A 20,764-nucleotide genomic window follows, 5' to 3' on the forward strand; every position below is an offset into this window, starting at 1 on the left:
ATGTTCCGCGAGGAAGTCGAGACCCGCAAGGTCATGGCTGTGCCGGCGATCTACCTAAATGGTGAACTTTTCGGTCAAGGCCGTATGGACCTGTCGCAAATCATGGCGAAGCTGGACACAGGGACCGTTGCCCGCGCGGCTGAGAAGATTGCTGCGAAGGAGCCGTTTGAGGTTCTTATTGTTGGCGGTGGCCCTGCTGGCGCTGCCGCAGCTATTTATACGGCGCGCAAGGGCATTCGCACCGGCGTGGTCGCCGAACGCTTTGGTGGCCAAGTGCTCGACACAATGGGTATCGAAAACTTCATTTCGATTCAGCATACGGAAGGCCCAAAGCTCGCCGCGCAGTTGGAGCAGCATGTCCGCGAATATGATGTCGACATCATGAATCTGCAGACAGCCGCTGAACTCATCCCTGCCGGAGCCGACGGGCTGCACGAAATAAAGCTGGCAAGTGGCGCGTCGTTAAAGGCACGCACGCTGATCCTTTCGACCGGCGCGCGCTGGCGGCAAATGGGCGTCCCCGGCGAAGAGGAATATCGCAACAAGGGCGTGGCCTATTGCCCACATTGCGATGGTCCATTGTACAAGGGCAAGCGCACGGCAGTAATCGGCGGCGGTAACTCTGGCGTTGAAGCCGCAATCGATCTTGCTGGAATCGTCGCCCACGTCACATTGATCGAATTTGACTCCCAATTGCGCGCGGACGCTGTGTTACAGAAAAAGCTGCGCAGCTTAACGAACGTCGATATCATAACGTCGGCGCTGAGCACGGAAGTGATTGGCGATGGTGAAAAGGTTCAGGCCTTGGTCTATACCGACCGGAACACAGACACATCACACCGCATCGATCTAGACGGTATATTCGTTCAGATTGGTTTGGTCCCCAATACTGAATGGCTGAAGGGTCCACTCACTTTGTCGCCGCGCGGCGAAATTGAAGTGGACGCACATAATGCAACGAACCTGTCCGGCGTATTTGCCGCCGGGGATGTCACGACGGTTCCGTATAAGCAGATTATCGTTGCCATGGGCGAAGGGACAAAGGCTGGTCTGTCGGCTTTCGATCACATCATCCGGCATTGATACGAGACCCGATGGTAAATCCCATCGCGCCGTGCAGTTTGCGCGCATTCACCCGCTGTATCCTTAAGAAAGACTACATTCGTCGAAAAATACTGGTCGATTGCAGTTAGTTTCGCCAACGGGTAAAGAGAATTGATTTCCGTCCCCTCCCCCACTCGGTGAAAAAATGCACAAGCCTATCATTCTCTCTTTGATGTTCTGTGTTGCAGCATGTGGTGGCAGCGGCGATGAAAAGCGCGAACGTCCGGCGCCATTGGTGACAGTCGGACCAGCAGTCTCAAATCAATTCTCGGATAATTACGTCGCCATCGGCACAGCTAACGCCAACGAACAAGTATCCGTGCGCGCACCGGTTACCGAACGGATAACGCAGCTTGGCTTTTCCGATGGGGATTATGTCCAAAAAGGGCAGATGCTTGCCGTGCTCGCACAAGGTCAGGAAACCGCCTCTCTCGCCAGCGCGCAGGCGCGGGTTCGCGAGACAGAGCAGCAGCTAGCGCGTATCACCGAACTCCACCGTCGCGGCTTTGCAACCAACGCAAGTTTGGAGGCCCAAACAGCTTCAGCCAGCGCAGCAAAGGCCGTTGCAAATGAGGCGCGCGCCTCGATTGGCGACCGCGTCGTCCGTGCGCCATTCTCCGGCCAAGTGTCGCTGCGGCGCATATCCATTGGCGCTGTCGTTAGCGCGGGTGACGAAATCGCGGCCGTAAGTGATCTCAGCTCCATAAAGTTGGACTTCACCGTTCCCGAGACAATGCTTGCAAATGTTCAGATTGGGCAGCAGATTACTGCTAGGGCGTCTGCCTATCCCGACTATGTCGTATCCGGAAAGATTATGGCAATTGATCCGGTAATTAACCCGCAAACCCGAACAGCTACGTTACGTGCAATATTGCCCAACCGCGATGCTTTGTTGAAACCCGGCATGCTGCTTTCGGTAACGATCACCTCAAAAACGCGCGTCGCCCCAGCGGTTCCTGAGCTTTCGTTGGTTCGGGAAGGCGACACCAGTTTTGTCTACATCATGGGGGCGGATTTCAAGGTTAAACGCATGCCTGTTACAACAGGTGCGCGCGATGGCAATCTTGTCGAAGTCATTAAAGGACTAAATGTTGGCGACCGGATTGTAACCGAGGGCGTCGTGAAGCTCTCTGATGGCGCGACTGTTCGCACGGGCAAAGCCAAAAGCAGCGACCCATCGAACAAAGCACGTTGACACAGCTTTGACATGAGCATTTCTGACATCTCCGTCCGCAGACCGGTATTTGCCGGGGTTATCGCCATACTTATGGTACTGGTCGGGATCGTTGGCTTTTTGAATTTGCCAGTGCGGGAATATCCTGACACCGAACCCCCAATCGTGTCTGTTGAGACGGCCTATACTGGCGCAGCGGCAAGCGTTGTGGAAACACGCGTAACTCAAGTTCTCGAAAACGCGCTTGCCGGAATTGAAGGTATCCAAACAATCACATCGCGTTCACGCGATGGTAAGTCTGACATTACCATCGAGTTTGCGCCCGGTCGCCCCGTCGATAGCGCGGCCAATGATGTGCGCGACCGCGTAGGTGGCGTGGCGGATGATTTGCCTGAAGAGGTTTTGGCACCCGAGGTGCGCAAAGTGGACGCCGATGCATCGCCGATCCTGTTCCTCGTTGTATCCAAACCGGGCTGGTCGCGTCTTGAATTGAGCGATTATGTAGACCGCAATCTCGTCGACCGCTTTTCGGCTATCAACGGTGTAGCCCGCATTTTTGTAGGCGGCGAAGCGCGGCCATCAATGCGTATCTGGCTTCAGCCTGACCGGCTGGCTGCGCTAGGATTGACCCCGCTCGATGTTGAAAATGCCTTGCGTAGCCAGAATGTCGAGTTGCCCGCCGGGCGTTTAGAATCTACCGACCAAAACGTCACGCTTCGGGTCAGCCGCCCCTTTGGAAACGAAGCCGAGTTTCGGCAGTTGGTGGTCGCCCGAGGCGCTGACGGGTCGCTGACGCGTCTATCCGACGTTGCGCGGGTCGAAACAGGTCCAGAAAACCCGTATGCGGCATTTAGACTAAACGGCGAGTCAGCCTTAGGCTTAGGCATTGTGCGCCAGTCAGGGGCAAACACCTTGGCCGTGGCGGAAAGTGCCAAGGCGCTCGCAGAGCAGATTAAGCCTGCGCTCCCGCGCGGCATGACGATTTCCGTCGGCTCCGACGATTCGCTGTTCATCGGCAAGGCCATCAGTGGCGTCTGGATAACTCTGGTTGAAGCAGCAGCACTGGTTGTTCTGGTCATTTTCCTGTTTTTGGGCAGTTGGCGCGCGACTATTATTCCGGCGGTTACCGTTCCGATCTGCCTTCTTGCGACCTTTGCCGTGTTGTGGATGTTAGGCTTTTCCATCAACTTACTCACCCTTTTAGCGCTCGTTTTGGCCATCGGCTTGGTTGTCGACGACGCCATTGTTGTGCTTGAAAACGTCTATCACCGGATCGAGCAGGGCGAGCCGCCTTTGGTTGCTGCAGTAACCGGTACGCGACAAGTCGCTTTTGCGGTCATTTCGACCACCATCGTTGTTTGCGCGGTATTTGTGCCAGTGATGTTCCTTGCGGGTCAAACAGGGTTGCTGTTCCGCGAGTTGGCGGGCGCGATGATAGCTGCTGTCGCCTTTTCCGGTTTTGTTGCACTTAGCCTTGCTCCAATGCTGTGTTCGAAATTGCTAAAGCAAGAGAAGCGCGGACGATTGGCATCATGGATAGATGACAAGTTTCAGGGGATTGAGCACCGTTATTCCAACCTGCTTGCGCGCGCCATTGCAAAGCCACTGGTTACACTGCTGGGTATGCTTATATTTTTAATGGTCGCTGGGCTCTTGTTCACGACGGTTCAGTCCGAACTTGCGCCAGCTGAAGACGTAGGCATCCTCAGCGCCAATATAGCCGCACCCGAAGGCACTGGTTACGAGGCCATGGACAGATATATGCTGCAAGCGTCCGAACCATTGCTCAAATTGTTGGACAAGGGCACTGTTCGTTCCGTGATCCAGCGGACGCCTGGCGGCTATTCGGCCAGTGACGATTTCAATTCAGGCACGTTCATGATTTTCCTTAAGCCTTGGGAGGAGCGTACCGAAAAAACCGAAGATGTGGTCGCACAGGTCAATAAGGCCCTCGCCGAGTTGCCTGCGGTGCGGGGCAACGCGTCAGTTCGTTCCTCCATTGGGCGCGGTCGGAGCCAGCCACTGAATTTCGTCATTGCCGGTGCGACCTATGAATCACTTACCGTTGCACGCAACCGGATATTGGCAGCAGCAAGTCAAAATCCCGGAATTGTGAATCTCGACTCAGATTATAAAGAAACCAAGCCACAGATGGAGATTCAGGTCGATACCGCGCGCGCTGGCGATCTAGGCGTATCGGTAGCCGATGTCAGTCAGGCGCTTCAATCGCTGCTGGGGTCGCGCAGGGTTTCAAACTATGTGGACCGTGGCGAAGAGTATCGCGTCATCATACAGGCGGACTCGAAAGATCGTGCCACAGCGGAAAATCTTGCCGCGATTCAATTACGAACGCGCGATGGCGCGCTCGTTTCTTTGGCCAACGTGATCAAATATACTGAAACAGCCGGCGCACGCGATTTAGGCCGCTTCAACAAACTGCGCGCCATTACTCTATCGGGCGGTCTGGCACCCGGCTACTCCATGGGTGAAGCGCTGGCATTTCTCGAAGAACAAGCTGCGGCATCGCCAGAGGTACTGGCCGTTGGCTATCGCGGTGAAAGTCAGGCGTTCAAGGAAACGGGCGGTTCCATTATCATAGTCTTCTTCCTGACCATTCTTCTCGTCTATCTGGTGCTGGCGGCTCAGTTTGAGAGCTTTGTGCATCCGATCACGATTATCACGACAGTGCCCCTAGCTGTCGGTGGCGGCATCATTGGGCTTGCCCTCACTGGGATGACGCTGAACCTATATAGTCAGATAGGTATTGTGATGCTCGTCGGGCTGGCCGCAAAAAACGGGATTTTGATTGTCGAATTTGCCAATCAATTGCGTGATGAAGGTCTGGAAATTCTCGACGCGATTCAGCAGGCCGCTGCGCGCCGCTTACGCCCAATTTTAATGACGTCCATCGCTACCGTGTTCGGCGCGATACCCTTGGCAATTGCCAGCGGTGCCGGCGGCGCGGCGCGGTCCGCAATCGGCGTAGTTATTGTCTTCGGTGTAACGCTCGCGACGCTCATTACTCTTGTGCTCATTCCGCTGATTTATGCGCGCCTCGCCAAATTTACCGGCTCACCCGAAGCAGTATCACGCCGACTTGCGCAAGAGATGGAAGCGCAAGAGCATCCTTCCGCTTGATACCTGCTTTACGCTAAGCTTAGCTAGGTATTTCAATAACTTCGTAGAACATTTCGTCACTTCTTAAAATGTTAGTCTTATCTGCGGTTTTGCCTCGAGCAAAAGACACAGGGAGCGGACATGCACAAGAATATGGTGATTTTCGGGACGCGGCCCGAAGCGATTAAGCTTTTCCCTGTTATTGATGCTTTAACCCGATATTCAGACATGCGGACTGAAGTTCTGGTGAGCGGCCAGCATCGACAAATGCTAGATCAATTTCTGGCGATCAGCGGGATTATGCCGGATTATGACCTTGACCTGATGCAGCCCGGCCAGTCGCTTGATGCGCTCACCGCGCGGCTGCTGGAGGCAATTGGTTCAGTGCTTGATACCGCCAAACCAGACCGCGTCATCGCTCAAGGTGATACGGCAACAGCCATGGTGGGCGCGCTGGCCGCTTATTATCGCAAGATTCCAGTGAGCCATGTCGAGGCTGGGTTGCGCAGCCGCGACATCTACAGGCCGTGGCCCGAGGAAGTTAACCGCAAAATCATTGGCACTATTGCTGATCAGCATTTTGCGCCGACTGCTGTTTCAGCAGAGGCGTTGCGTTCGGAGGCGGTTCCAGCGAACCGTATTTTTGTGACGGGCAATACCGTGATTGACGCACTGCATTGGGTGACGAAGCGCATCGCGCAAAACCCATCTTTGGCCAACAGGCTCGCGCCGCTTGAGGCCCGTTTTCGTAGCCGCAAGATCATAGGCATTACCACGCACCGCCGGGAGAATTTCGGAAACAGCATGGGCAATATCGCTGCGGCTATCACGGCCATAGCAGCACGCGACGATGTGGCATGTATCTTCCCCGTACATATGAACCCGAATGTCCGTACGATAATGGATGCTGCATTGGGAAATTTACCAAATGTCGCGCTCATCGAGCCGCTCGATTATCCGAATTTCGCCCATCTTTTGTCGATTAGTCACATCATGCTTACCGACAGCGGCGGCGTTCAAGAAGAGGCACCAGCGCTTGGCAAGCCTGTGCTGGTACTTCGTGACACTACCGAGCGCCCTGAAGGCATCACCGCAGGCACCGCAAAGCTAATTGGCACGGATAAACAGAGGATTATTTCGGAAGTTTTCAATCTTTTGGACGATGATGCCGCTTATTCCGCCATGGCGCGGGCACATAATCCGTTTGGGGATGGGTACGCCAGCCGGCGCATAGCTGAGATTGTCTGGAATGCACGTCGACAAGATCATCTATTACCTGCTTAGTATCGCATAGCCCTGCCGCAACGCTTGTTCCTGACCAAATAACGTCATAAGGCGCTGCTATTCTAAAGCCGTCTGAAAGAGGGATATCCAATGAAGATTGCAATGATCGGTTCGGGCTATGTCGGCCTTGTGTCTGGTGCGTGCTTTGCGGATTTCGGACATGAAGTTGTCTGCGTGGACAAGGATGCGGCAAAGATCGACCGGTTGAACGCGAACATCATGCCGATTTACGAGCCCGGCTTGGACGCATTGGTTAAAACCAACGTAGACGCTGGACGGCTGAGCTTTTCAACGGATGTACTTCGGTCAGTCAAAGGATGCGACGCTGTTTTCATAGCCGTTGGCACGCCGTCGCGCCGCGGCGATGGCCATGCGGATCTGAGCTATGTGTACGCCGCTGCCGAGGAACTGGCCAGCGCCATAGATCCGCGTACGGTTGTCGTGACCAAATCTACCGTTCCTGTGGGCACTGGCGACGAAGTTGAACGCATCATTCGCGAAACCAACCCACAGCTTGAGTTTGCAGTCGTATCAAACCCCGAATTCTTGCGCGAAGGCGCTGCCATTGGTGATTTCAAACGGCCGGACCGCATCGTCGTAGGCAGCGACGTTGAGTGGGCGCGGGACGTCATGCGGGCTGTGTATCGTCCGCTGTTTCTCAACGAATCGCCTTTATTGTTCACCAGCCGTCGTTCGTCCGAGCTCATCAAATATGCCGCGAACGCATTTTTGGCGACGAAGATCACCTTTATCAACGAAATGGCGGATCTGTGCGAGAAACTGGGCGCCAATGTGCAAGACGTATCACGCGGCATCGGCCTTGATAATCGCATCGGGTCAAAGTTCTTACACGCGGGTCCTGGCTATGGCGGCAGTTGCTTTCCCAAGGACACGCTGGCGCTTCTCAAAACCGCTCAGGACCATGAAACGCCCGTTCGGATAGTTGAGGCTGTCGTGCAGGCCAATGACCTTAGAAAGCGCGCTATGGGCCGCAAGATCATCACCGCACTGGGCGGCGATGTGCGGGGCCTGAAAATTGGTCTGCTTGGCCTGACGTTCAAACCCAATACAGATGACATGCGCGATGCGCCGTCCATTGCGATTGTTCAGACCTTGCTTGATGCCGGCGCAATTGTGCATGCACATGACCCCGAAGGCATGGAGGAGGCCGCAAAAATTCTTCCCGATGTCATCATGGCCAGCAGTGCCTATGACGCCGCGCAAGATGCACATGCGGTGGCCTTGATTACCGAATGGGACGCATATCGTGCGCTTGACCTCAAGAAACTGCACGCCGCGATGGCGGGCGATGTTCTTGTGGATTTGCGCAACATATATGGCACCGAAGAAGCGCAGGCCGCTGGGTTCAATTATGTTAGCGTCGGGCGCTGAGGAACATAGGCAATATTGGAGGTTGGCCGATTGCAGCCGCAAACCTCCGATAAGTTTTAATTCACCTGCCGGTCGTAACCAGCCCAATAAGGCGCGCGTAAATCCTTGCGGAGTATCTTTCCTGACGCATTGCGGGGCAACGCCGCAATGATGTCAACGGAACGTGGCACCTTGAAACCGGCAATGCGAGCGCGGGCCCAAGCGATGACGCTTTCGGGATCCACCTGAGCACCGGGTTTGGGAACGCAAACCGCCTTCACCGCCTCGCCCCATTTTTCATCAGGCACGCCAATCACCGCGACCTCCAATAAATCGGGATGGCCGTAAATCGCGCTTTCCACTTCAGCCGGATAGACATTTTCGCCGCCGGTTATGATCATGTCCTTCACGCGGTCGTGGATGTACATATATCCGTCTTCATCCAAATATCCGGCATCTCCGGTCTTTATCCAACCACCCTCGGCGACAGTTCCCTTCGTGGCGTCGGGCAGGTTCCAATAGCCAAGCATGTTGTTAGATGACCGCGTCCATATCTCGCCGACATCACCCACAGGAACATCATTCCCCGCCCCATCGACGACGCGTAATTCTACACCCGGCAGTGGCTTGCCAGCCGAGCGCATCCGTTTATTGCCATTGGGGTCGTGATCCTCAGGCGGCAACATGCAAATGGTGCCCGTCGTTTCCGTCATGCCGTAGACTTGAATGAACTGGGCACTGAACACGTCCATGCACTGGCGCAATAGTTCAAGCGGAATGGGCGCTGCGCCATAGAGGATATATTTGAGCCGGCTATAATCGACATCACGGCATCTGGGGTGGTTAACCATCATCTGCAAGGCGGCGGGCACGATGAACAAGCGCGTTGCTCCGCCCTTTTCGATGCCATCAAAGACCGAATCTGGCGTAAATTCGGCCTGTACCAGCGCCGGCAGACCAGACGCCAGCGCCATAATGCCAAGCCCGGTCCCGCCAATATGCGCGCAGGGCATGGCGATAAGGACAACCTCATCATCATCCCACTTGCTATAGGCATGTTCTTCTTCAGCCGCATTTTTGCGCAAGGCAAAGAGGTTTCGGTTGGAGAGCACCGCACCCTTGGGATTACCCGTGGTGCCTGACGTATAAAGCTGCAGCGCGGCATCATCGGGGCCAGCAGCGTCGAACGGCGCACGCGGCGCGGCGTCGATCATCTGCCGCGCTTCGTCCTCGCCGATTACGCGCTCGACAGTAGCAGTCTGATCGCCAAGCGCCTGAACACCTACTTCAAATCCTTGTCCTGCAAACAAAACGCGCGCGCCGGTATCCTTGGCGATATAGGCCCATTCGGCGGGCGCCAAACGCCAGCCAATCGGGGCCATGACGATACCTACGCGAGCCGCGCCGTAGAAAAGCGCAAAATACAGATCACTGTTCTTGCCAATCCAGGCAACGCGGTCATCCTTTTTCAAGCCCAACCCAAGCAGCATAGTTGCGATTTTTGCGGTGCGTTCTTCCAACTGCGCATATGTGAAATGCGCGTTATCTTGCGATAGCGCGTTCCAATCCGGTCGTTCCGTTGCCCAGTGCTTCAAGAAGCCATCGAACGTAAGTATGTCGTAACCGGCAGCGGCCATGTTATCATCTCCCAAGAATGGCCGTATTTTCGCAGAGGCCTGATGCGTTTTGTCGAGAGATTATAGCGGCGTGTCAATAAACGGATTACGTCAGTTTTACCTCCCCGTTTCCACCAAGGATATTTTCATGTTGAGACCTTATCATTTGACAGCAATTCTGTTGCTCACGGGCGTAGGTGCTCCCTCGATTGCTCAGAATGAATCCAAGCGTGAAATCGTCGTAACGGCGCGTCCTTTGAAGGACACCGAAGCCGACCTGAAAGCATGCATCGCGCGCAAATGCCCGCCCGACCAGGATATAAAGGCAACATTGGCGCACGCAGAAAATCTTTTTGTAGAAGGCGACTATCGCGATGCACGTGCCACTTTAGCAAACGCGCTTGGTCGGAACCGAAAGCATAAGGGTCAGTTCCCTATTGAGGTCTCCGACCTGCTCCGCGCAAATGGTAATGTAGCGGCGCATTTGGGTGAATCAGACATTTACCGTCTTTCTGTGCTGGATATGCGCGACACTCTGAAGGGCGCGTTGCAACCGAATGACTATCGCGTGTTCGGCGCCGAAATTGAGGTCGCAGATTCTCGTCTAAAATTGGGTTATTTGGAGGAAGCGAGCGACAAATATCTCGAAATTGAACGGCGTGCGCTTCTGGCGAATTTGCCTCAGATTGCTGCAATTGCACGACTGCGCGATTTGTCACTACGTGTACAACGTGCCGAGACAGAGAAAACCGCTTTCCGTAAGAAAGACGCTACTGACGCTATTGATCTTTTCCTGAAAGCGCCAACGGGCGGCGCGGAGGAGTTCAAGATTGTCGTTGAAGTGCTGAAATCTAGGATGGATCGCAAAGGTGGGGATAGTGCGACCACCGACAAGCTTATCGCACGTTACGCCGCATTAGGGGGCACCGTGAACCCTGTGCTTCTGCATTCCGACCCGATAGCAATGAATGAGGCTCAAGCGGCCCGCGCATTGGCAGGAGGCAGCGACCTAAACCGGATTAGTACACAGGTCGTTGAAAAACGATGGGTCGATATCGGGTTCTGGATTGGCGCAGATGGTAAGGTCGACGAGCCAGAAATACTCCGCAGCCAAGGCGACACCGATTGGACAGATGCCGTCCTGAAAGCGATTAAGACTCGAATTTACGCGCCCTTGAAAGCTGCAAGAGCAGGTACAACACCAGGCGTGTATGCCATCGAGCGCTACTCGCTGACCGCACAATATGAAAATGACGTTACAGGGACACGTATCCGTCAGCGATCACCTATCGCCAAAATAGAGCGGATTGACCTGACCAGCTAAGAACAGAAAATCAGCGATAGGTTGTTCGACGGCATAGGGATAATCTGATCCAGAATCAGGCCGACGTCGCGCGCTTCTTTGGTAATGTCCTCAACATAACGCAGGCCCCATTCCGTGTTCTGTTGTCGCAGCGCAGTGTCGAATGTCGCGTTACCTTCGGCTAAGGGAACGTCGTGTTGGCGAAATGGCCCATAGATGAAAAGCGGCGCGCATGGCGGCAAGATGCGGGCGGCGTTACGGAGCAACCCCACTGTCGCCGCCCATGGGCTAATATGCGCCATGTTGATGCAGACAATCGCGTCGGCGTGCGCGATTGGCCAGTCCGCTGAGGCATCCAGCAACATCGCAGATCGTACATTCGGCACAGCACAGTCGAAACGCCACGCGTTGATGGAGGCAATGGCAATCGGGTCAGGGTCGCTTGGCTGCCACGTCAATCCCTGAAACAGCTGCGCAAAGTGCACTGCATGTTCGCCAGTCCCGCTGGCGATTTCTAACACCACCCCCTCTGCAGGAAGCACATTCACCAGCGTTTCCGCGATTACATCACGGTTTCGCTCGGTCGCGGGCGCGTAGCGTTTGACCTCGACGCCGGCTTCAAACACAAATGGCTGCGGACCGCTCACTCGGCAGCAACCAACTGTTCTGGTTCCCGCCACACCAGCACTGGCTTGCGCGCAGCCTGGGTTTCATCAAGGCGGCGGCGCGGTGCGTGATGCGGCGCGGACTTCAGCGACGGGTCGCCCGCCTTTGCCCGCTCCGCCACCGAACGTAGTGCGCCGATGAACTGGTCCAGCGTTGCCTTGCTTTCGGTTTCGGTCGGTTCAACCAACATAGCGCCATGGACCACAAGCGGGAAGTACACCGTCATCGGGTGATAGCCTTCGTCGATCAGGCCCTTGGCGATGTCGAGGGTGGAAAAGCCGTCGGCCAAGCCGTTATCGCTAAACAATGCCTCATGCATACAAGGGCCGCTATGCGCAAATGGCGCCTCAAGCACATCTTCGAGGCTGCGCAAGATATAGTTGGCGTTGAGGACTGCATCTTCGGCCACTTGGCGCAAACCGTCTGCACCATGCGACATGATGTAAGACAGCGCGCGGGTAAACATGCCCATCTGGCCGTGGAAAGCGGTCATGCGCCCGAAGCTGTTTGGATGGCATTCCTGAGCGGTTTCTTCCTCGATAAGTGTGTAATGGCCATCCGCATGGCGTGCGGTATAGGGCAAGGGGCCATAAGGCGACAGCGCTTCAGACAACACGACCGGCCCGGAACCTGGCCCACCGCCGCCATGCGGGGTGGAGAAGGTCTTATGCAGGTTGATGTGCATCGCATCGATACCAAGATCGCCGGGACGGACGCGACCAACAATCGCATTGAAATTCGCACCGTCGCAATAGACGTAGCCACCAGCCGCGTGGACAGCATCGGAAATCGCCTTCATATCACGTTCAAACAGGCCACATGTGTTGGGGTTGGTGATCATAACCCCAGCCACATCAGGGCCAAGCCTTGCTGTAAGCGCCGCAAGATCCACACGGCCTTCGGAGGTTGCCGGGATATTCTCAACCGAGAAACCGGCGAAAGCGGCGCTGGCGGGGTTGGTCCCATGCGCGCTTTCGGGAACGAGAATGACGCTGCGCGGATCACCACGTGCTGCAAGAGCGGCCTTGATGCACAATATTCCGCACAACTCTCCGTGAGCGCCAGCCTTCGGTGTCATAGCGACCCCGTGCATGCCCGTGAGTTGAATCAGCCACATGGCCAACTCATTAATCACCGCCAATGCCCCCTGCACGGTCTCGACAGGCTGCAAAGGATGCACATCGGCAAAGCCTGCCATACGTGCGACCTTTTCATTCAGCCTTGGATTATGCTTCATCGTGCAACTCCCCAGCGGGAAGAAGCCCAAATCAATCGCATAATTCTGACGGCTCAAGCGGGTGTAATGGCGGACCGTCTCAGGTTCCGATAATCCGGGAAGGCCAATGTCGCGATGCCGCTCCAAATTGCCCAAGCGCGCGGCGACCTTCGGCGCATCGGCAAGGTCAACACCCGTTGTTGCGGCGGTGCCAATTTCGAAAATCAATGCTTCTTCAAGCATCAACGCCTTGTTGCCTGTGTAAGTAGCAGGCGCAGTTTCGCCCGCATTTCCCATTTCAGGTTTCCATCCGCTTTGATTGATTGCGTTCATGCCAAAATCTCCTGCAAAGCAACCGCGAATGTTTCCACATCCTCACTGGTTACAACCTCAGTAACGGCGACAACGAGTCCCTTGGAGAGTGCACCCGTCCCCGGATAGAGCCGTCCAAGCGATACGCCTCCTAGAATTTCGCGGTCTGCAAGCGCGCGCACCACTGGCCGCGCCTCCTTGGGCAGCTTGAGTGTGAATTCGTTGAAGAAGCTATCATTGACCAATTCGACACCAGCAATCTGGGTCAGCCGATCCGCCGCCTGCACCGCGAGCGCATGGTTCAACTGCGCCAATCCGCGCAACCCTTTTTCGCCGAGCAAGGTTAGATGTACACTAAAGGCCAGTGCACAAAGTCCTGAATTTGTGCAGATATTTGATGTCGCCTTTTCACGGCGGATATGCTGCTCGCGCGTAGACAAGGTCAGGACAAAGCCGCGCTTGCCTTGCGCATCAACAGTCTCTCCGCACAACCGGCCGGGCATCTGGCGAACGAATTTTTCCTTGCAGGCAAACAGGCCAACATATGGCCCACCAAATTGCAGGCCAACGCCAAGCGACTGCCCCTCACCCACGACGATGTCCGCGCCCATGTCGCCCGGTGCCTTAATCGCACCCAAAGCAACCGGTTCCGTCACCACCGCGATCAGCAACGCGCCATGCTCATGCGCCTTAGCGGCTATGGCGGACAGGTCTTCTATGCGTCCCAAGATGTCTGGATATTGGACGACGACACAACTGGTCTCGCCATCAATGGCGTCGAGCAACCGCACGCTATCGGTTTTGGCGGACAGGTCCGGCAAGGCGGTATCGAGTGTGTCGCCCGTATATTGTGCCATCGTCTTGGCGACGCTGACATAATGCGGGTGCAGCCCCGACGACAGCATTGCCTTTGTCCGCTTGGTAATGCGGCCAGCCATGCCGATTGCCTCCCAGCACGCCGTAGAGCCATCATACATAGACGCATTGGCAACATCGCAGCCGAACAATCGCGCAACCTGCGTCTGGAATTCGAACAGCATTTGTAGCGTGCCCTGCGCGATTTCGGGCTGATACGGCGTGTAGGCCGTCAGGAACTCGCCGCGCTGGATGATGTGATCAACACTCGCCGGCACATGATGCTTGTACGCGCCTGCACCCAAAAAGAACGGATGCTGCGACGCCGTCATGTTTTTGCGCGCGAGCGAGGAGAAATGCCGCTCCACCGCCATTTCACTGGCATGGTTTGGCAGGCCCCGAATTGGCCCGTCCAACCGCGCTTGGGCAGGCACATCAACGAACAAATCATCAATCGATTTAGCCCCGATGATGCCAAGCATCGCCTGTCGGTCGGATGGGGTTAGCGGTAAATAACGCATGTCAATCTCCTTGGCGCACTGGCGGGGGAACAGATTGTCTTAAAGTCCGTCAACAAATGCCTGATACGCAACGGCATTCATGAGGCTATCGAGCTCGTTGCTGTCACTTAAGGTCAGTTTGAAGAACCAGCCCTCGCCTTCTGGATCGCTGTTGACCAAGGCAGGGTCGCCTTCCAATGCGTCATTGCCTTCAATGACAGTACCGCTGACCGGCGCGTAAACGTCCGATGCGGCCTTCACTGATTCTACAACCGCTGCATCACCGCCTTTTTTCAAGGTTGCGCCTGCCGCCGGAACTTCCGCGAACACGATATCGCCCAATTGGCTTTGCGCATAATGTGTGATGCCGACTGTTGCGCTGTCGCCATCAACTTCGATCCACTCATGATCTTCGGTGAAATAACGGGTCATGTATTGGCTCCTTTGCGATGATAATGATGCCGGACGAAGGGGAGGTTTGCGACGGTGACGGAAACGCGCTTGCCGCGCACCTCTGCCTCAAGCGCGGTGCCGGCGGCATTATGGGCGGCATTGACATAGCCCATGGCGATGGGTGCGCCTAAGCTTGGGGCAAATCCACCTGAGGTTATAATGCCGACTTGCGCCTCCCCTGCAAATATCGGCGCGCCTTCCCGCACGGGCATTTTGCCGTCGACCGACAGCCCAACCAGCTTGCGTGCGGGGCCGTTGGCGAGCGCATCCAATATGCGTTCTGCGCCCGCAAACCCACCTTCGGCGCGGCGGCGTTTCGAGATTGCGAAGGCTACATTGCCTTCGACGGGGTCAACATCTGGGTTCATGTCGTGACCGTAAAGCGGAAGTCCCGCCTCAAGCCGCAACGAGTCCCTTGCACCAAGGCCGATCGGCCTAACTTCGGGCTGCGCGCTCAGCTGGTCAGCCAGCTTTTGTGCATGGGCCGCGGGCACCGAGATTTCAAAGCCATCCTCACCGGTATAGCCCGAACGGCTGATCCAAAGCGGCTCCGGATCCGTCTTTGGTCCCCAGAAAAACGACCCCGCCTCCATGAAGTACAAAGCGTCAACGCCCGGAACCACACGCAGAAGCGCATCGACGGCCTTGGGGCCTTGAAGCGCCAATAGGGCGCGGTCTTCCATATTGTTGATGGTGACTTCATCGGGCAAATACTCCCGCAAATAGCCCATATCATCCCATTTTACCGCGCCGTTGACGACAACATACAGCCCCATCGGCACAGCTGTAATCATCATGTCATCAAGAACGCCGCCGTCTTCGGCGAGCAAAAGCGAATAACGCATCTTGCCTTCTTGGAGCGCCGAGATATCGCCTGGGACCATCGCCTCAAGCGCTTCGGCCACGCCGTCGCCGGTCAGCATCAATTGCCCCATATGGCTGACATCAAAAAGCCCGGCATTGTCGCGCGTCCAGATATGTTCGGCCATGATGCCTTCATATTGGATGGGCATGTGATAGCCCGCAAACTCGACCATGCGCGCGCCCTTGTCGCGATGCCATGCGTCGAGCGGCAGCTCCAATATTTCGATGGGTTCGAGTTCGAATTCGTCTTCTTCGCTCATATCAGTCCGTTCAAGAGTCGCAGCGACCGACGCCGGTTGGCGCAAAGTCTGCTGCCCCCTCTGTCACGGGTACCTGAGAGCTTTATCCGCCTTTGTTGCCACGAACGGTCAAAAAGGCAGGTTACACCTTCGGTGGCATATCTTTAAAAATGGTGAAGATATGCGCTTTCCAGAGTGTCGCAAAAGCCGAAGCGGTCCTTTTGCCTGAGAGATTCCGGGGCGGTTGCTCCTTCGGCGGTCCCTTAAAGGGACGCTCTCCCGCTTCGTCAGCGACGAATCCGTATTGGCCTTGCCGCCTTGGAGAGTCAACCAGCCAGCGCGTTTATCGAATCATTTTCGTGGATAAAAACACCACCGTCATGTCTGTTTGCCAGCGCCGCAATAGCCTTTGCTACTTTGTCAGACGGCGTAGATGCATATTTCTTCATCGGTCCGAACATCAGCAAATCAGCAATCGGCGCCAAGAGGATACCGAAGGCCTCGCCTGGACGATGGTCATCACGTTGACCACCCGTCAGCAGGCTGGGTCGCATGATATCAAGACGTTGAAAGCCGATATTGCGAAGCCCCTGCTCCATCTCCGCCTTTGTTCTAAGATAAAAACTGCCGCTGGCGGGCATCGCACCTACGGACGAAACCGTTATAAAATGCTGCGCTCCAGCTGCATGGCTGGCCTGTGCAAAGGCAAGCACAAGATCATGGTCGACCGCCTTGAAAGCATCCTGCGATCCGGCCTTGCGTATAGTCGTGCCCAAACAGGAAATGGAACAGTCTGGCTTGATGCGCGCCACAATCTCCGGCCAGTCGTCGCTTAAGGCGACATGCTCTTTTATGGCAGGCATCGGCAGCGCCGACGGCCGCCGCGAAACCAAGTGGACCTCATAGCCGCTGGCCGCCAAAAAATCCGCGCTTTGTCTGCCAACTAACCCCGAACCACCGGCGATAAGAATTTTTCGGTTCATGCCATGTCCCTATATATCTCGCGATGCCGGTCAGTGGCATAGCGATCGGTCATACCAGCCAGAAAATCGCCGATATGGCGGCTGCGCTGTGGGTCGTGTTCTTGCAAATTTTCACGCCATTCAAGCGGCAGCAGGCGCACGTCATTGCGATAGGCTACAAACAATTCGCGCACTATTTTCGAGGCACCAACCGCCGCTTCATTTTGCGTGGGATGATGGTACAGCTTTTCATACATAAACGCCTTAAGCAGACGTTCGCGCGCCGCCATGTCCGGCGAAAACCCGCCGATCATGACGCCCGCCTTGCGCACGTCATCGGCGTTCTTGATGCCCAGTTTTTGTATTCTGCCACGCGTCGACTCAATCACATCATTGACCATCACACCAATCTGTTCGCGCGTCAGTTCGCCAATCAACCGGCGCGGGCGTACGTCGGGATGGCGAGCCAATATCGCCTCCCAACGCTCCGCCACAAAAGGCAGTTCAAGCAATTGGTCAATGTCGAGCAAGCCAGCCCGAATGCCATCGTCAATGTCATGATTGTCATAAGCAATATCATCGCTGATCGCCGCAATCTGCGCCTCGAGCGATGGCCAGTCAGTGAGGCGTAAATCAAAGCCTGCATCCACCTCGGCCAAGGCCCAACCGGGCCTTGCAACCGGGCCATTATGCTTGGCCAGCCCCTCAAGCAGTTCCCAGCTTAGGTTTAAACCCGGCCATGACGGATATGGCGATTCAAGATGCGTTAATGTGCGGAGCGTCTGCGCATTATGATCGAACCCGCCAAAAGGCTTCATCGCTGCTTCAAGTGCATCCTCTCCCGCGTGGCCAAAGGGCGGGTGGCCAATGTCGTGCGCGAGACATAAGGCCTCGGTTAAATCCTCGTTTAACCCCAGCGCGCGGGCAATAGTGCGGCCAATCTGTGCGACCTCAAGGCTGTGGGTAAGGCGTACGCGGTAATGATCCCCATCAGGTGAAATGAACACCTGCGTTTTGTGGCGCAGGCGGCGAAACGCGATGGAGTGAATGATGCGGTCGCGATCACGCTGAAAAATATCGCGCGGCCCGCGAATGTCGCTCTTCGGCTCGGCATGAAGCCGACCACGACTATGGTCAGGAAAGGAAGCATAAGGAGCCAGTTGCGACATGTCGCGCTTATGCCGCCAACCGACCTAATTCGAAAGCGGCTATTTTGTTTTCAACGGGCTAACGGCCTCGCCAATCTCGCTTTTCCACATGAAAGCATCACCGCCACCCTTTTTATAGTTGCCTTCCCACTTTTTCGCCGCTTTCTGGTCCGCAAAAGGACCAACCAAAAGCCTATCTGTCTTGCCCCATTCCGCCGTGAACGGATTTCTGTTCTTGAGCAATTCTGGATATTTTTTGACAAATTTGCGATAGTCAAAGCCAAGCGCGCCCGCTTTTCCAGCGGCGATCTGCACCCAATACCGCGCCGGATTATCCTTTTCGAGCTTGGCCGTTGCCGCAATCTTGGGATCAACCTTAGCGACCTTGGCGCGCTCTGCTGCCACCTTGGTCATCACAGGCTTCAAACTTTTCAAATCGACCGGAACTTGCGAGGGCAGCTGTTCACCTTCGGGAATTTCGATAGAAGCAACAACCGCACCGAGATCGAAACCGGATGATGCAACTGCAAGTGCGGTCGGCGCAGGTGTCGGCCCTTGCACAGTTACCAACGGCGTCGGTGACAATATGGCTGGGCCAGCCATAGCGGAAACAAATGCCTTTGTCTCCGCTTGGGCAATGATAGGAACATTGCTGACAGGACCTGAAATGGCAGTTGGCGCTGGGTTCAACGTCGCGGTAGGCTTGGGCGACGCGGGAATATTAGCCACGGCCGTCAGAACCTTTCCGGTCTCCTGGGCCTTTCGGTCCCTCTTAACGTCAGGCGCCTGCGCGATTTTGGTATCGCCGGTTTTTGCAGTCTTCGGACCAAACGGATCGCCCAACGGAATTAGGCGGTTTTGCGGAGATGCAAGCGCAGTTTGCGGAAGCGCTGCTGCAACGCGGCGGACCTGTTCGCTGTCACGCCCGACATATTGGCTCGTTGGAAAATGCCCAAGATGAATGGCCGCCGCCTGCTGCGCGCCTGTAAGGTTGGGCATTAAACGAAAGAACCGCTCCATGCGTTCCGCGGAAGGGCCATCCATAAAGCCTTGCGCGACTTTTGTTGATTCACGCAACTCGCCCCGCGCCGCAAGCATGAAGGCGCGCGCACGCCAAGCGGAAGCGCTTTTGCGCTCAAGCAGCGGTACCAGCATCGCATCAGCTTGTTCCTTTTGCCCGGCCAAGGCCAAGGATACAGACTGCCTTATAATCAAATCATCTGAGGTAAATGCGGTCCGCGCCAGCTTATAATCCTGCTGTGCGCGACCAAAATTCCCCAGCAGATCGAACGCCAACGCACGATCAATCGCAATTGAGCGTTCATTCGCGCCCAACCGGACCGCGTCATCAAACAATCGAAGCGCTTCGAAGGGGTTTTCGGTACGCACGGTGGCAGTAGCCAGGCCCGAAACGATGCGGCTGTTACCGGGGCGCAGCGCGTTTGCGCGTGTGAAGAAATTGAGCGCCGCGTTGGCATCACCCAAAACTAAAGACGCATTGCCAGCGTCCGCCAATGCGTCAGCATCCGACGGGTTGAACGAAATTCTCCGCATTGCAGAGCGCAGTTCCACTGCCCCTGCAGGTTCCAATATAACGGGAGGCACTTGAGGAGTTTGTCTGTCAAAAGCTTCAAGCGCGCTTTCGTCAACCGCTTGCGCAAAGGCGCTGGTTGACATCATAAGCGCGCCCAATAGCCCCGCGCTTCGTAAAATTGTCACATGCATGCGCCTCTATTGGAGCAGCCGATGCCCGACGCAAAGCGCGTTAACGCTCTGCTCGGACAAACGGTTGTCTAAAGAGGACGAACTGACGCTGCGCTGGATGCGCAACCTATCAGTTGTTCTGCCGATCAAGGAACCGCGGGATATTGACGCTGCTAGCGTCATCATCAGCCTTGTTCTCGTCATCGGAGCGCGAAAGACCGCGAGACAGATTGGACATCCGCTCAAACAATGTTCCGCCTGTTGGAATGCGCGGAGCAACGCGTTCAGACGCCGCAGGCACATCAACTGGGGCTGCGGCAGGTACAGGCACATCGTCCTCAGCGGGCGTGTTGAGTTCAAGTGCATCTGCACCGGCCCACGAACTTGACGACATGCTGGCTGGAGCAGCAGTTTCCGGGGTGAATGATTCAAATTCTTGATCTGCATCGGTATCTTCGAAATCGCTGCCGAGGATCAAGCTGTCATCTTCAACATCAGTCTCTTGGTCTGCAAAATCGCTCTCTTCTGCGACCGGGGTAGCTGGCGTGCTGTCGAACAAAGATGTTGTAGTGCTGACCGGAGCAACAGGTTCCGCTACCGCTGGACGGCTGAACGAGAAAGGCGTGCGCGATTGTGTCGCAGGCGAAGCGCTCAGGCCTTCATTGTCAATGCCAGTAGCAACGACAGAGACACGGATTTTGCCGTTCAGATTTTCGTTAAACGCCGAGCCCCAGATAATGTTGGCATCAGGATCAACCAATTCGCGGATATAGTTTGCAGCCTCGTCGACTTCCATCAAGCGCATATCTTCGCCGCCAGTGATCGAGACGATAACGCCCTTAGCACCCTGCATCGAAACGCCGTCGAGCAGCGGAT

15 protein-coding genes, 1 pseudogene and 1 riboswitch are annotated in these 20,764 nt (G+C 55.7%); of the genes and pseudogenes, 6 read left to right on the plus strand and 10 right to left on the minus strand.

What is annotated here, in order from left to right; all coding sequences use genetic code 11:
* From ahpF to ACIQ2T_RS04760, 5 genes are all read left to right on the plus strand, one after another.
* Positions 1-1,083, plus strand: a 1,083-nt coding sequence (ahpF, locus tag ACIQ2T_RS04740) for an alkyl hydroperoxide reductase subunit F (protein WP_397589809.1), incomplete at its 5' end; no start/stop codon positions are given.
* Between the two features lie 166 nt (positions 1,084-1,249).
* Positions 1,250-2,299, plus strand: coding sequence for an efflux RND transporter periplasmic adaptor subunit (locus ACIQ2T_RS04745; RefSeq protein ID WP_397589810.1), 1,050 nt, complete (start codon positions 1,250-1,252; stop codon positions 2,297-2,299).
* Positions 2,300-2,311: 12 nt separating this feature from the next.
* Positions 2,312-5,416 carry an efflux RND transporter permease subunit gene (locus ACIQ2T_RS04750; protein WP_397589811.1) on the plus strand — a complete coding sequence of 1,035 codons (3,105 nt, stop codon included), beginning with the start codon at positions 2,312-2,314 and terminating at the stop codon, positions 5,414-5,416.
* 120 nt (positions 5,417-5,536) lie between these two features.
* Positions 5,537-6,679, plus strand: a complete 1,143-nt coding sequence (wecB, locus tag ACIQ2T_RS04755) for a non-hydrolyzing UDP-N-acetylglucosamine 2-epimerase (protein ID WP_397589812.1) — start codon at positions 5,537-5,539, stop codon at positions 6,677-6,679.
* A gap of 90 nt (positions 6,680-6,769) precedes the next feature.
* The gene (locus ACIQ2T_RS04760) at positions 6,770-8,071 is read left to right on the plus strand and encodes a UDP-glucose dehydrogenase family protein (protein WP_397589813.1); all 1,302 of its coding nucleotides are present in this window, start codon (positions 6,770-6,772) and stop codon (positions 8,069-8,071) included.
* A gap of 56 nt (positions 8,072-8,127) precedes the next feature.
* On the opposite strand, the gene ACIQ2T_RS04765 is transcribed toward ACIQ2T_RS04760, so the two are convergent.
* Positions 8,128-9,687, minus strand: coding sequence for a fatty acid--CoA ligase (locus ACIQ2T_RS04765; protein WP_397589814.1), 1,560 nt, complete (start codon positions 9,685-9,687; stop codon positions 8,128-8,130).
* Positions 9,688-9,814: 127 nt separating this feature from the next.
* Here ACIQ2T_RS04765 and ACIQ2T_RS04770 point away from each other — a divergent pair, with 127 nt between their 5' ends.
* Positions 9,815-10,990 carry an energy transducer TonB gene (locus ACIQ2T_RS04770; RefSeq protein WP_397589815.1) on the plus strand — a complete coding sequence of 392 codons (1,176 nt, stop codon included), beginning with the start codon at positions 9,815-9,817 and terminating at the stop codon, positions 10,988-10,990.
* On the opposite strand, the gene ACIQ2T_RS04775 is transcribed toward ACIQ2T_RS04770, so the two are convergent.
* From ACIQ2T_RS04775 to ACIQ2T_RS04815, 9 genes and pseudogenes are all read right to left on the minus strand, one after another.
* Positions 10,987-11,595, minus strand: coding sequence for a DUF938 domain-containing protein (locus ACIQ2T_RS04775; RefSeq protein WP_397589816.1), 609 nt, complete (start codon positions 11,593-11,595; stop codon positions 10,987-10,989). The two genes, ACIQ2T_RS04770 and ACIQ2T_RS04775, sit on opposite strands and share 4 nt — an antisense overlap.
* Positions 11,596-11,612: 17 nt before the next feature.
* Positions 11,613-13,184, minus strand: a complete 1,572-nt coding sequence (gene gcvPB, locus ACIQ2T_RS04780; protein ID WP_397589817.1) for an aminomethyl-transferring glycine dehydrogenase subunit GcvPB — start codon at positions 13,182-13,184, stop codon at positions 11,613-11,615.
* Positions 13,181-14,539 (minus strand): aminomethyl-transferring glycine dehydrogenase subunit GcvPA, encoded by a 1,359-nt coding sequence (gcvPA, locus tag ACIQ2T_RS04785; RefSeq protein ID WP_397589818.1) that lies wholly within the window; start codon positions 14,537-14,539, stop codon positions 13,181-13,183. Before gcvPA ends, gcvPB begins: the two co-directional genes overlap by 4 nt.
* Before the next feature lie 39 nt (positions 14,540-14,578).
* Positions 14,579-14,950: a glycine cleavage system protein GcvH gene (gene gcvH / locus ACIQ2T_RS04790; protein ID WP_397589819.1), complete on the minus strand. Its 372-nt coding sequence runs from the start codon at positions 14,948-14,950 to the stop codon at positions 14,579-14,581.
* Complete coding sequence (gcvT, locus tag ACIQ2T_RS04795; protein WP_397589820.1) at positions 14,947-16,095, minus strand: glycine cleavage system aminomethyltransferase GcvT; 1,149 nt, start codon at positions 16,093-16,095, stop codon at positions 14,947-14,949. The genes gcvH and gcvT overlap by 4 nt, the downstream gene beginning before the upstream one ends.
* Positions 16,096-16,277: 182 nt before the next feature.
* Positions 16,278-16,366: riboswitch (glycine riboswitch) on the minus strand.
* Between the two features lie 34 nt (positions 16,367-16,400).
* Positions 16,401-17,057, minus strand: a complete 657-nt coding sequence (locus ACIQ2T_RS04800) for an NAD-dependent epimerase/dehydratase family protein (protein ID WP_397589821.1) — start codon at positions 17,055-17,057, stop codon at positions 16,401-16,403.
* Positions 17,054-18,205, minus strand: coding sequence for a deoxyguanosinetriphosphate triphosphohydrolase (locus ACIQ2T_RS04805; protein ID WP_397589822.1), 1,152 nt, complete (start codon positions 18,203-18,205; stop codon positions 17,054-17,056). Before ACIQ2T_RS04805 ends, ACIQ2T_RS04800 begins: the two co-directional genes overlap by 4 nt.
* A gap of 39 nt (positions 18,206-18,244) precedes the next feature.
* Positions 18,245-19,903 carry a tetratricopeptide repeat protein gene (locus ACIQ2T_RS04810; protein ID WP_397589823.1) on the minus strand — a complete coding sequence of 553 codons (1,659 nt, stop codon included), beginning with the start codon at positions 19,901-19,903 and terminating at the stop codon, positions 18,245-18,247.
* Positions 19,904-20,018: 115 nt separating this feature from the next.
* Positions 20,019-20,764 (minus strand): annotated as a pseudogene (locus tag ACIQ2T_RS04815) (cell division protein FtsZ); the annotation flags it as partial.

Origin of the sequence: Sphingorhabdus sp. (assembly GCF_044357595.1) — a bacterium.
Classification (GTDB): Bacteria; Pseudomonadota; Alphaproteobacteria; order Sphingomonadales; family Sphingomonadaceae; genus Sphingorhabdus_B.